Origin of the sequence: Parabacteroides caeci (genome assembly GCF_023656795.1) — a bacterium.
Taxonomy (GTDB): domain Bacteria; phylum Bacteroidota; class Bacteroidia; order Bacteroidales; family Tannerellaceae; genus Parabacteroides; species Parabacteroides segnis.
This window is the reverse complement of record NZ_JAMOKT010000065.1, coordinates 1-13,876: the sequence shown is the minus strand read 5'-3', so window position 1 is coordinate 13,876 and position 13,876 is coordinate 1. Positions and strand designations below refer to the sequence as shown.

Here is a 13,876-nt window from a genome sequence, read left to right as displayed (position 1 = left end):
ATAAGTTCTTTTATCATTATTTTATAGTAATATCGAATTGATCGTACGACTCGGTCCTCCAGGATTTATCAGCCGTTGTCGGGGAGATAGCGAAGAGGGGAGAGAATGTTTTTATCTTGATCGTCTGTCCGTCAGGCATAAACTCCATAATCCGTAACCAGCCGTCACCTCCGTTGCCATGCCAGAAACCGTCAGCCGTCTGGGCGTTGAACATCATCTGTGGAATATCTTTGCCGGCTGCATTCTTTTCGATACTGAAACCTACATTATCTTTATGCGGAGCAATTTCACATTCATGTCCGCAAATGACCATGCAGATGTTTTTGGACGGGTAGACCAGCTTTTGCCAGATGGCTTCCCCATAGTTTGCCGGAGATATTTTATAGTTCTCTTTCAGGCGCCGTTTTCCTTCGGCGGTCAGATAGGAGTGAGTCAGGAGGATCACTTTATGATCGGTATATTGGGGTTTCTCCGTAACTGCTTTTGCCCATTCGATAGCTTCGTCACGTGGGGCGAACTCTAAAGAGATCACCAGGATTTTGCCCCATGTTTCCGTATTGAATTCATAAGCAGCATTTTCGAGTGTCGGGATTCCCTGATAGTTGTTTCCTACTTCGACCAGTGAGTTTCTCCAGCAGGAGTTTCTTTCTGACGGGAAATATTCCGGTAGCCGGCATAAACGGTTTTCCGCCTTTTCGTATCCATAATCATGGTTTCCGGTACAGACAACATAAGGCAGTTTATTATCCAGTCGGGCAAAGGCTTGTGAAGCTGCTTTCCATTGTTCTTCGCTGGTTTGGTTTCCGTTCACTCCGTCGGGGATACGGATTTCGTTCTGCTCCACCAAATCTCCGGTACAGAGCACTGCTTCGATATTCAGTCTCTCCTTATTGTTTGCCGTCCACGCGGTCATCAGTTCGAATAAAGGCTGGTTTACATCGAATTTCGTGTAACTCTGCGGGTCCGGCAACAGGATCATGGAAAATGATTTGTCGTCCGTTAATTTGGGCTGCACAGGCTGAACCTGTGCGGTAATTGTTGCCAGGTTGAATAGGCCGGCGGCGAATAAAAGAAGTCCTTTTTTCATGTGTATTTAGTTTTAAATTGTAGTTATTTCTCGGATGGTGATATTATTTCAAAGACAGTCAGGACAGCGGCATGATCGGAGGCCCAGACATCATCGATCTCCGGTGCTGTTTTTACTATTTTGGAAGAAACAGCTTTGATATTCTTTCCTTTGTAATAGAGAAAGTCAATACGGCTGACCTGGAGTTGTCCGTAAATAACGGCAAATGTCCCTTCCGGACGGGCTACTTCATCCGGATTGATTTCACGGAAGCTGTCTTTAAATCCTTCGTCCAGCATATACTGCGAGATAGGGAAAGGTACGGGACCATATCCGAAATGTATGGGGGCAGCTACCTGGGTCCAGTCCAGATGGCTGCAAGAGTTAAAGTCACCTCCGATAATAATGGGAGTATCGTCATCCGTCAGATAAGGTTTCGTATCCTTTTCCATAATATGTTGCATATCTGCCAAACCGCGTAGGGCATCTTCTGCCACCCAAACCGAAGTGTTATGTCCTATATTGGGGTAATTGCAGGAATATTCCGGGTTATAAGCATAACGTAACCAGCAGGCGTTAACTAATAGTTGTCGGTTGCCGGGTAATGTCAGTTTCACGGGGTTGGAGTTGAAACTCTTCTTTGTCGGTATAACTTCAGTTATAGGATAACGGCTGAAGAGAACCAGATTGTCTTTCAGGGAAGGTGTTTGCATATAATATTCCAGTGAGTCTTTGATCCGTTGCTGGCCTCCGTAGCCTTCTTGCATGGTGATAATATCGGCATTTGATGCTTTTATGAGATCTATAACCCGGCTGAGTCCGTCATTTCCGACATGAACACCTCCGTGCCAGATGTTCCATTGCAGGACTTTCACGATGTTGGGATTGTTTTTGCTGCTTTCCGTGATTCTTTTTTCAATGATATCGTCGCTAACTTTCGGGATATATCCGGTTTTTCCCAGTTTGAAAGAAGGTACGGATATTTTTATTTTGTTACCGGTGATGGCTTTTTGTGCTATATCGGCTGTGACCAGTAAATAATTGATACCAGGAGTCAGTGTTACGACACCCTGTTCATCTTTAAAAGTCATTTTCTTTTGAGGCTTTTCTCCTTTACCGAATAATTCGGTTTTGACTCCTGATCGGGCGGTTTTTCCCGTATAATATACGTGAAGACTGTTTATATCGGATAAAGCAGTCGTTTCAGATAAATCAAGAGAAAGTTCTGTCAGGCGTAACGGGGCCTGGCTTCCGGTAACGGCTATTCTTAATTTAAGGACCTGATCATCCAGACTTCCCTGATCGACGTCCCATTCGCTATCGATGACGACTGCGTTGAATAATTCCTGCTGTTTATCCGGTTTTATGAATTTGGGGTTATCGTTTACTACGGTATAGGCCAGTGGAACAGTACCGTTGTATTTGTTTCTGCCGTTTCTCAGATGGTATCCAAGATCTCCTTTTCCCACCCAGTTGGTTGAAACATCTTCGATACCGTCATCGAAGTTATAGTAGGCAACCAGCGTGCCAAACTGGGGATGAGTCGGTTCAAGTGGTTTCCCCATCCACTCTTTTAATGTTTCGGTTGATACTGCCGAGTTCCATATGCGGACTTCGTCCATTACCCCGCCGAACGTAGTCGGTTCACCTTCATTTACTCCAATTGCTCCAGGCAATACGGATATGGCAGTCGTTTTACTGTCGACAACTTCTCCATCCAGATACAGCTTGGTGACAACCCCGTCACAACTTAATGCCACATGATGCCACTGGTCATCCAATACATCCTCTGACCATAAATCGGCCCATGTGTTATGCAGCCTGCCATTCTCGATAACAAGCGGCAGATAATCCGCTATATTCAACAGGCTGTATTCTCCTCCCCCGAAGATAACTTCAAGATCTTTCCATGAATTATCATCGCCTTTGATCCAAGTCTCCAGTGTCCATGAGTCTTTCAGGATGCCGATACCGGTACGGACATTGTTATCTTGCCCGTCCAGGTGAAGGGCAAGATTATCGTTTGAGGCGTGTATAAAAGATAAATTTGTAAAAAGGCTGATAAATAAAAGAGTGAATATGTATTTCATGGTATTTTATTTTAATGTTTTAGTTTGAAGGTCGCCAGGACTGCTTTATGATCTGTTGGCCATGTTCCGGTAGGTTGTATAAATTTGTCCTTGCTGTTTTCTTCAGCGCGTTCACCTCGGATTATAGATTTCCGGGGACCTACCACGGCGGCATCTATTAACTTTAATTTTTTGTTAGGTTTGAAATAGATAAAATCGATACGGTCTCTTTCATCGGCTTCCGGAGCCCAGGCCAGTTTTTTTACATCGACATCGGGATTGTCTGATGGAAACGTGAAACCGGGATGTGTCACAGGATCAGGATATACTTCACGATAAGCATCTTTAAACCCGTTTTCCTCTAGAAGGACAGAACAATCCCAGCGTACGACCGTTCCATTGTGATCCCACAGGTCTTTTGTGTTTTCCTTCCAATCCAGATGGGACGGTTCATTGAAGTCTCCTCCCAGGAGGATGATATTCCCTTTTTCATTTTCGACATCTTCGATTACTCCCCGGATAGCTTCATCCCGTAGGGATTCATTATTGGCCTTTTCTATTTCCCGGGAGTCAAGAACCGGTGCGTCCAGTTTTTTCCAGGTAACGCCACTGTATCCGCGTGGCAGATAACAGGCATAATGCGTATAATCCAAATGGGCGGAATAGACAACAATGGTTTGCCCTTCGATTTCGATACGGGCTTTGAGAACTGACCCTGCATCATTTTTGAGAGGATAATTCGGCCGTTGTTCCTGTATTTTGTATTTGGAAAGGATACCGACATCCAAAGTACTGGTTTCGCCGTAATAATTAACACCTCTGTCTTTTAATGCCTGCAAAATGCGCGGAATAAATTGTTTACCGTGGTAGTTTCTTACTTCACTGAACAGGACAATATCCGGAGACAACCGGCTGACTTCGTCTGCTATGGCATCGAACCCACCATCCACCATCGTACCTTCCTGCCAGATATTCATTTGCAGAACAGTCAATTCTTTACTTTTTCCATAAAGCGTACAAGAACAAATCAATAGAATTAGAAGTGTAAAATTATATTTTTTCATGATATTCAAAGTGTATAATAAAGATGTACTCTATGAAAGATAGAGCGGTCTATATTCAAAGAGTACATCAAAAGTAGTAATATAAATTTGTAATAACAGATTTTAATCGAAAGAAATGCTTATTGGCAAAATTCTATTGCAGTATCCACATCTCTTTATTGACATCATCTACGCCTCCGAACTGACGTTGTACGGCTTCTTCTACATTTTCTTTGTTGTAGTCGTACTCTGATTTAGGATACATCCAACGTACAGGTATTTTGTCGTGTACGGGATTCTGATTTGTTTCAGGATTGATCGGTAATTTCGGATATCCTGTACGGCGGTAATCGTAATAAGAGTCGTAAGGATGTTGCATAAATGAAGCCAGATAACGTTGGGTTAATATTTTCTCGATATTTTCTTCTTTGTTACTACCCAATTGAATCTGAGGGGTTTCTAAAAATGCATTTTTGACATCTTCAGTGAGGGGATGACCATGATGGTAAATCTCTTCGTCTGGTGTATAGGTTGTAATGAAATCCATACTGGCCTTAATCCCTTTTTTATAATAGTCGGATGCATCTGCCAATATCCATCCTCTGGTTGCTGCTTCGGCCAAAATAAAGTTTTGTTCCAGATAACTGATTCTCATTAAAGGCTCACCTGATGGTAGATCTGTATATCGAGGATTCAATCCGCAAAAACTTCCCGATGAAAATATTTTTTTTATTTGGTCGAAAGGAAGTGAAGGGTCTACTCCCAAATATGCATTCCGATCATCGGCTGTTAATCCTTCATCGATTTTGCTTTGAGCCGGTTTGGCATAATAGAATAATCTTGGATCTTTTGTTTCTTGAAAAGCATTGATGATCGTTGTAGAAATCATTGAATATCCGGCATGTTTAGTCTGGGTATTGTGAAATGGATATACCGTGTTCGCTTTATCGGCGTATGTCAATTGCAGATTGTCGTCATTAGAATCCATCAAAAGACGTGAAGAAAAGATAGAGGCAAAACGCTCTTTTATTTTCAGATCCGGATCAGATTCTTTTAAAGACAAAGACATCAGCACTTTCAACTGTAAGGCAGTAGTTACTTTTTTCCATTTTTCTACGTTACCCCCTAACATTTCATCTCCAGTGAAATCATTTGCTTGCGAGAATAATTCGTATGCCTTGTCCAAGTCGGCTAATACAAATTGCATGACCTCTTTCTGCGTATTGTACTTCGGTTTTACCAATCCGGTTTCTCCTTGTAATGCTTCCTCATAAGGAATATCTCCCATTTCCAGTGACATATAAAAAAGCTTGTATGCCTTTAGGAAATGAGCCAATCCTCCATATGCATTTTGGTCGTCTTCACTGGCTGCTTCAAGCATCTTTTCGCAGTTAGTTAACATTTTGAATCCGCTGAAACTGGATCTGTCAAATATGTTGTATTGGTAACTTTCCATACCTTCTCCCCATGCCAGTTGTTTACTTAGAAAATTGTCGTAAACAAAATTTTTGCTACCTCCGGTTTGCATGATATCTAGTAATAGTCCGTTGGCTAATAATGAAGATGTAACTTTTGTTGTTGCATCGGGATCTGTATTGATATCATCAAATTTATTGCATGATATTAATGCCGTAGCTATTAATAACAAAGTTATATATCTATTGAATCGTTTCATATTTGTTTCTATTAAAAATCTAATTTAACATTAAAACCTACATAACGGCAAGAAGGTGAGTTCAGCTTATCTGAAGCTCGGTCAGGATCTGAGAAACGAAAATCTTTGGTCCATATCAGTAGATTTTGACCAACGAAAGCAACCGACATCCCTTGCATTCTGATTTTCTGGCAGATTTGTTTAGGAACTTGATATGCCAAAGATAAGTCGCGAAGTTTGAAGAATGTTTGGCGAAGCACGTTTTGTCTTCGTACGGAACCTATATAGGGGTTCATTGTACTCATGTATGTTTCGTAAGATACCTGTACGTCGTTGGGGGCAAAAACACGATCATCACGGATGATGTTTCCGTCGGAATCATAGTCTACACTTCCGGAAACGACTTTTACGCCGGTTCCGATGAAATTTGTTTTGCCATTGACAACTTCATCATATCTCCATTGATTGTCCGAGTCGATATGGGCTCCGGAATTCCACATAGCTTGATCGGTTTGTGAATGCATAATACCTCCTACACGACCATCGAAAGTGAAATTTAATGTAAAATTCTTATACGAGATACTATTGCTCCATCCCCAAATCCAATCAGGAGATTCGTATCCGGCGACTGATTCGTATTTGCTAAGTACAGGGTATCCGGCTTCGTGAATGATATTTCCTTCCGGATCACGTTCCCAGTCATAAACGCCATACCAGTCCCAGCGTTCACCTGCTTTCACCCAAGGCTTCTGGGTTGAATATACAGGGTCTACTTGTGAGTAGTAATAACGATCTCGTGACCAGTTGAACATAGAATTCCAATTCCAGTCTTTTGTGCGGATAATATCGCCGGAGAGTGTGATCTCAAACCCTTTACGAAGTTGTTCTTCATCGATGTTGATCAATGTTGATCCAAAACCAGAAGCTTCGCTGATACCTGCTTGTCTGGTCAGGTTGTAATAGAGTTTGTTATAATAAGTAAAATCTACTTTCAGACGATTCTTAAACAAATTAACAGCAGTTCCAAGCTCGTAAGATCGTGTAGCAGATGGTAATACGGAAACTCCACGAATAGAGGTCGGATAGTAAGCTGCACTACTGCCATTGAACAAATTGTTAGATATACTGAATGCATTATTCGTTTCGTATACACTTAAATCCGATTTTGTTTGTGTCCAAGAACCTCTTACTTTCCAAAAATCAAAAACTTCAGGCATTGGGACGAACTGTGACAATACAACGCTACCGGCAACAGACGGATAGAAATAAGATCGTGTTTCTTTCGGTAAGGTGGATGACCAGTCGTTACGTCCGGTGATATCCACAAATACAGTGCTCTTCCAAGAAGCAGAAACTTTACCATACAAACTGTTTACTAATTTTTTTGTAACGCCGCTTGTTGTTTTTACATTGTCGATAGATCCTTTCAGCGAATAATATCCGGGAATAGTCAGTCCGTTTTGTGTTTCTCCCATGATATTGTCACTCTTCCAGTAGTAAACTGTTCCTCCGATAAATCCATCGATGTTGAAATCGCCCAATTGATGGTCGGCGGACAACATGAAGTCGTTGTTTAAGCTATACCCCCCTAGACGTTGCAAGCAATAATACCCCTTTCTATCCCATCCGCCAGATGCACTAATTGGGTTTTTCCATTCTTTCTTTTCCGAATAAGAGTCCAAACCAGAACGTAGAGAGAGTTTTAACCAAGGAGTAAAGTCGTAGGCAGCAGAAAGATATCCGTTTACAATATCATAGTCGCTGGAACGGGTAATTTCATGTGCAATGAAGTAGGGGTTATCATACCATGTATCATCCATCCAGTTTTGTTGTTCATTTGGCTTAACCCAATAGTTTTTATAATCTCGAATATCATATTCGCTACCTGACCATACCAACAAGTTATATAAGAATCCGCTTCCGCCATATCCGGCTCCCATGTCGTTGGGATAAAAGCGTTTGTTGTATGTCAGTCCTCCATCGAATGAGAAATCTTTCCATTTCATATCTCCGGAAACAGAATAAGTGATTTTATTCAGACGTTCATTCGGATATTGTCCTTTGTTAAACATGTGGGTAAGGGAAGTCCTGACACTGCCGTATTTCCCTTTTTGAGAAACACTGACGTTGTTATTAGTGACAAGACTTAAATTCTGGAAATTTTTCAGGTTATTCTTACCCTTTGATTCCAATGGCATCTCTTTCCATTCGTGTGTATATGGATCATACTGAACGGCAGTTCTTCCTATGTCTAGTTTATCTCCCCATACATAGTCGCCTGTATAGTATTTACCACCTGAACCAGAACTGTATGACGTTTGAACTTCCGGTTTTTTCAGGTAACCTGCATTGAACATAGTGCTGCTGTTGACAGTTACATTCAATCCTTCTTTTGTTCCTTTTTTAGTCGTTACCATGATTGCCCCAGCACCACCACGTGCTCCGTAAAGGGCCGATGCTGTTGCTCCTTTTAATACATCAACGGATTCAATATCATCTGCTGCAATATCTTTTAATGATACATTTCCATAAGGAACTCCATCAATTACTAATAACGGTTCGGAGCCACGTAAAGAGATCGAAGGGGCTGAATTGAATTCCGGACTGTTTTGTATGTTCAGACCAGCCACTTTTCCTGTTAACGATGTTGCAACATCTACCGGTTTTATTGTAGAGAAATTATCTCCTCCCACTTTCTGTACGGCATAGCCCAATGCTTTCTCTTCCCGCTTGATACCCAATGCGGTTACGACTACTTCATTCAGGTTATGAGTATCTTCTTCCAGCTGAATATTGATTATATTCTGGTTTCCGACAACAATAGATTTGGTTGTATATCCGATATAGGATATAACCAGGGTTGACTTGTTGGGGACTGAAAGAGAAAATTTACCGTCAAGATCTGTTATTGTCCCGTTTGTTGAACCTTTTTCGAGAACATTGGCTCCAATGATCGGTTCTCCTTTGGCATCGGTGACAATACCAGTTATATCTTTGATTTTTTGTTGTACTATGGCATTGCTCAATACTGTTTTTGGAGAAAGAATTATACTTTTATCCAGAACTTTATAGCTAATGTCTGTTCCGCTGAATAATTGTTCCAATACATTGAACACATTCTTTTTGTTGCTCTTTATTGAAACAAGCCGATTCGTATTTACCTGTTTGTTATTATAGAAAAAGTGAAATTCTGACTGTTTTTCTATCTCATCTAATACTTCCTGTACGGTTTTGTTATTGACGTTCAGGGATAAAGTGGCTGATTGACTGTAACTTTCAGTGGCGTATGCCAATCCGAAGCAAACAAATAACATTATAACGGTGATTCTCATACATAATGGTATTTTATTCAGGAATGTGAATAAAGATTTCACCATCCTGAAAAGTTGGATGCTAAAATAATTTGTCATAGATTTGTAAGTGATTTTAGAGTTAAAAAATTCATTTACTGACAGCTTGTCGCCAAACAAGCTTGCAGTTGTTTTTCATACGGGGAAATACGCCAATATTTTCCCGTATGTTTTTGTTCTAGGGAGGTTCAAATATTTTCATTTCAGTACTAAATTTTAAGTTGTTCATAATTCTGATATTTAATATAGTTCAACAATTGTTTTTTCTGGAATCTTGTTATTATCTGTTTCCGGATAGATATATTTATACTGGATGTTTGATGATAGCCGAAAATGTTCCAGAATCAGAGACAGATGCTGACTTTGAAATGTTCCGGTAAAAGAATAATTATACAGCAGGTCATTCTTTACAATGAACTCGGAATCAAATCTTTTACCTAGAATTTTCAGGGCTTCTTCAAATGAAGTGTTTCTGAATATAACAAGTCCGTCCTTCCAGGCAGTCAGAGTTGCCATATAAGTGTCATTTTGTTTAAGTTTTCCGGTTTTTGCGTTATATTCAAATTCTTCGTTAGGTTTCATTAATAAAGCCTCTTCCTTATTGTCTTTGCTTTGATAGGCGAGCTTGACAGAACCGGAAACCAAGGCTGTTGTAACCTTATTACTTTCTTTATAGGCTTCTATATTGAATTCTGTTCCCAGAACTTCAGCTTTCAGATTGAAAGGTGTGCTGACTATAAATTTTTTCGATCTGTCTTTTTGAACCGAGAAATAAGCTTCTCCGTCCAACACCACATCACGAGTCTCTCCTGTGAATTTTTGGGGATATTTCAAGTATGTTCTGGAATTTAACCAGACTTTACTTTTGTCAGGAAGAGTAACGGTGGCTACCATTCCAGGGGTTGTCCGGACTTCGATATATTCGACCGGCATTTTCTGTGTGGCAAAATAAATGGAACTGGCTATCAATGGCAGGATAAGGATGGCTGCAACCCGTTGGAACCAAAACATTAACGAATGTTTGTTGCCTGTTTTTCTGTTTATTCTTTTCCTGACATCATTTAATGCTCGGTTTGAATCTACAGATTCGATCGTATTGATTGTGTCTGTCGCCAGGAAAATATACCGGATATCCCGTGCCGTTTTTCTGTTTTCCTCAGAAGCTTGTAGCCAGGTTTCTATCTCCTGCTGTTGGGTAGAAGATAGAGTTCCGGAAAAATAATCCAGTAGTAATTGCTCGTCTATATGATTTTGTGTGTCCATTTTGTCCCTTTTATACTATTAAGACTAATGGGCAGAAAAATCTCCTAAACGAAAATGTGATTTTTTTTGTGATTTTTCTTTTTTGAAAGAGTTCTAGTAAGACTAACGTAACTATCCGTGCAAAAATAACATTTTTCAACATATAGACCTATTACATAGTGATTAAGTTTTTATAATATTAAATAAAAGAGAGTTCTTTAATATCTCAATCTGTAAATAATCAACAATTTCTTACCATAGTCTTACTAGAACTAAATACTTTTTATATGCTTTCTTTTACTATAGACAACATAAATGATGAGGTTCTTTTCCAAAAGATCCAGGCTGGTGATGTGAAAGCATTCGATACTCTGTTCATGCGCTATTATCCTCTTTTATGTGCTTATGCAAAGCAATATGTGGATTTTTATGACGGACAGGAGATTGTGCAGGATGTGATGGTTTGGTTTTGGGAAAACAGAAATATGCAGGTTATCGAATCTTCCCCGAAGAGTTATCTATTTAAAGCCGTAAAGAACAGATGCCTGACCCTGATCAATCGGAATGAACTGAAACAACAGATTGTAAATACGTTGTATGCAGATTGGCAGTCACAGTATGAAGATCCGGACTTCTACGTGGTTGAGGAGTTGACGAGGAATATTGAAGCAGCTTTGTCACGTTTGCCGGAAAGTTATCGGGAGGCTTTTGAAATGAATCGCTTCCAGAATATGACTTATAATGAGATAGCACAGAAACTGAATGTTTCATCTAAAACGGTCGATTACCGTATTCAACAGGCATTGAAACTTTTGCGCGTCGAGTTGAAAGACTATCTGCCATTATTAATGGCCTTAGTCAGAATTGTCTGAAAGACATTTCCGGCTAAAGCCATCCTGATGTATTATTGTCTTTATCCTCGTATTATAAACCTTTCATCCATTCTTCCGCTTTTGCCAAAGCCTCCGGCTTGCCTATATCCAGCAACTGTAAGTTTTCGGCTGCATAGGCATGGATATTTGTTTTAGCACAGATGGCCAGATAGAAATTGATGATCGAGAATTTGCCCGTCCATTCTTCCATCCAGTCGAATATTTTCGGCGATAATACATGGATACCGCTGAAAGCGTATTCATTATATTGTTTGGGATCGAAATCCGGATAATAAGATTTTACTTCTCCGGTTTCATGATTTCTCCAGCCACACAACCGGCTCTCTTTGTTGAACAGGAGATAACGCGATGTATTGCGCTTGCTGACCAGTAAAGTGGCGATCGGATCTGTTTCCAAGTGGCAATTGTATAACTTTTTCAGATCGACATTCGACATGATATCGACATTGTGTACCAGAAACGGTTCGTTTCCCTGAAGGAATTTGGCCGCTTTTTTTATTCCGCCTCCCGTGTCGAGCAGGTAATCCCGTTCATCGGAGATATGGATCTGAACTCCGAAGTTGTTGTTGGCTGCCAGGAAATCGATGATCTGGTCTCCCAGGTGGTGAACGTTGATAACGATCTGATGAAACCCTGCATCCTTCAGCTTCAGAATTACATGTTCCAACATTGGTCTTCCATTTATTGGTATCAATGCTTTTGGTGTATTGTCAGTCATCGGTTTGAGGCGGGTCCCCATACCGGCTGCAAAAATCATAGCTTTCATAATATTGCGTCAAAGATTTGTTCTATATTTTGTTCCCTGTGGGTCAGGTCTACTTTTACTCCGAATTTGGCATGCAGATGCTCTGCCAGATGTTGTGCCGAATAGACAGAACGATGTTGTCCGCCGGTACAACCGAAAGAGATCATCAGATTCGTGAAACCGCGGTCCAGATAACGTTTCACCGAAGCATCCACGATCGTATACACGTGTTCCAGGAATTGCGTGATTTCCCCGTCTTCTTCCAAAAAGTGAATTACAGGCTCGTCCAGTCCCGTAAAATGGTTGTATCGTTCATATTTTCCCGGATTGTTGATAGCCCGGCAATCGAATACGAAACCACCGCCGTTTCCGCTCGGATCGTTCGGTATTCCTTTTTTGTAGGCAAAGCTGACGATCTTGACTTCCAGCATCCGTTTTTGTATGTCGTCCCTGAACTGCGTCAGGCCGGTCAGTTCTCTCAGAACGGCGCACAGGTACGGATATTCCGGATAATCATTCTTTAATAACTGCCGCAGATTGTTGATGGCGAAAGGTACGCTTTGGATAAAATGCGGTTTCTTTTCAAAGTATCCCCTGAAACCGTAGGCACCCAGCACCTGTAGAGTGCGGAACAACACGAAATGGCGTAGCTGGCAGAAGAAATGTTCTTCGTCTACATCAGTATATTTTTGTAATGCTTGTAGATAATCGGCAAGCAATTCGTTTCTCAAATCTTCTGGGTAATTAGCTTTAGCCTGCCAAAGGAAAGAGGCTACGTCGTAATAGACCGGACCTTTTCGTCCTCCCTGGAAATCAATGAACCAGGGTTCGCCATCTTTGATCATGACGTTGCGTGACTGGAAATCCCGATAAAGGAAAGTGGGAGAGGTGTCCTGAAGCAATACATTGCTCATTTTCTGGAAATCATCTTCCAGGCGGTCTTCCTGAAACTCCATCCCCGTCGCTTTCAGAAAGCAATATTTGAAGTAATTCAGGTCCCAGAGAATGGAACGTTGGTTGAATTCCGGTTGAGGATAACAGTTCTCATACTCGAATCCTTCGGCGCCGGCATATTGGATAGAAGGAAGTTGCGTGATTGTTTTGTGTAACAACCGGCGTTCCTCTTCATCGAATACACAGCTTTTGCGTCCTTTTTCTATCGCATTGAAAAGCATGGTATCGCCCAGGTCTTCCTGCAAATAAAAAGAATAATCGTCCGAATAAAAATGCACTTCCGGGACGGAAATACCTTTTCCCCTGAAAAATCCGGACATATAAATAAATGCTTTGTTCTCCTCCTGGGAAGAGCCGCTGACCCCTATTAATGTTTTCGGGCCGGATATTCTGAAATACCGGCGGTTTGAACCGGATGAAGGTAGTTCTGTTATATCTTCGGCCTGTGAACCGGTATATTCGTAGTAGAGTCTTTTTAATTCTTCTGTTACCATATTTTTTGAATTACGGCACTAAGGTAAGCCTTTTTTGTTAGGGAAGGAAACTTCTCAAAAACATTCGCAATTGTATTTGCTTTTTGTACTGATGTCTGTGGAATTACTATACGTACTAAATAGAATTACATGCCTATGTAATCAATGGTTGATAATTGTGAACCGATTGGCTCATAATTATCGGCCGATTGGTTCATAACCATCAACCAAACGGCTGACAATTATCAGCCGCTAAATAGAAAGGGGTGTCCTGTCCTGAAATAAGTTGACAAAATACCAAAGTAAACTTATGTCAGAATCGAAACATGTAGGTTGTATCCGTTACAGCCATGAATTAAAATTAGAGATAACTAAACGTTACTTGTC

9 protein-coding genes are annotated in these 13,876 nt (G+C 40.8%); 1 reads left to right on the top strand and 8 read right to left on the bottom strand.

The annotated features are described in order from the left end of the window. Window positions 1-16: 16 nt before the first annotated feature. From NBH15_RS23825 to NBH15_RS23800, 6 genes are all read right to left on the bottom strand, one after another. Window positions 17-1,087 carry a metallophosphoesterase gene (locus tag NBH15_RS23825; RefSeq protein ID WP_250823720.1) on the bottom strand — a complete coding sequence of 357 codons (1,071 nt, stop codon included), beginning with the start codon at window positions 1,085-1,087 and terminating at the stop codon, window positions 17-19. Between the two features lie 23 nt (window positions 1,088-1,110). Next, window positions 1,111-3,156 (bottom strand): BNR-repeat neuraminidase N-terminal domain-containing protein, encoded by a 2,046-nt coding sequence (locus NBH15_RS23820; protein ID WP_128133750.1) that lies wholly within the window; start codon window positions 3,154-3,156, stop codon window positions 1,111-1,113. 11 nt (window positions 3,157-3,167) lie between these two features. After that, window positions 3,168-4,199, bottom strand: a complete 1,032-nt coding sequence (locus NBH15_RS23815; RefSeq protein WP_128133749.1) for an endonuclease/exonuclease/phosphatase family protein — start codon at window positions 4,197-4,199, stop codon at window positions 3,168-3,170. A gap of 133 nt (window positions 4,200-4,332) precedes the next feature. Next, a complete protein-coding gene (locus NBH15_RS23810) occupies window positions 4,333-5,853 on the bottom strand; it encodes a SusD/RagB family nutrient-binding outer membrane lipoprotein (protein WP_244050836.1) in 1,521 nt (506 codons plus the stop codon). 11 nt (window positions 5,854-5,864) lie between these two features. Continuing rightward, entirely contained in the window at window positions 5,865-9,164 is a 3,300-nt protein-coding gene (locus NBH15_RS23805) for a SusC/RagA family TonB-linked outer membrane protein (protein WP_128133748.1), read from the bottom strand. A gap of 258 nt (window positions 9,165-9,422) precedes the next feature. Continuing rightward, window positions 9,423-10,445: a FecR family protein gene (locus tag NBH15_RS23800; protein WP_128133747.1), complete on the bottom strand. Its 1,023-nt coding sequence runs from the start codon at window positions 10,443-10,445 to the stop codon at window positions 9,423-9,425. Window positions 10,446-10,711: 266 nt separating this feature from the next. On the opposite strand from NBH15_RS23800, the gene NBH15_RS23795 reads away from it, so the two are divergent. Then, on the top strand, window positions 10,712-11,296 hold the full coding sequence (locus NBH15_RS23795; RefSeq protein WP_128133746.1) for an RNA polymerase sigma-70 factor: 585 nt from the start codon (window positions 10,712-10,714) through the stop codon (window positions 11,294-11,296). A gap of 52 nt (window positions 11,297-11,348) precedes the next feature. Here the strand turns inward: NBH15_RS23795 and NBH15_RS23790 are convergent, their stop codons facing one another. Both NBH15_RS23790 and NBH15_RS23785 read right to left on the bottom strand, forming a co-directional pair. Beyond that, entirely contained in the window at window positions 11,349-12,083 is a 735-nt protein-coding gene (locus tag NBH15_RS23790) for a nucleotidyltransferase family protein (RefSeq protein ID WP_128133745.1), read from the bottom strand. Further along, window positions 12,080-13,510, bottom strand: a complete 1,431-nt coding sequence (locus NBH15_RS23785; protein WP_128133744.1) for a RapZ C-terminal domain-containing protein — start codon at window positions 13,508-13,510, stop codon at window positions 12,080-12,082. Before NBH15_RS23785 ends, NBH15_RS23790 begins: the two co-directional genes overlap by 4 nt. Window positions 13,511-13,876 lie beyond the last annotated feature (366 nt).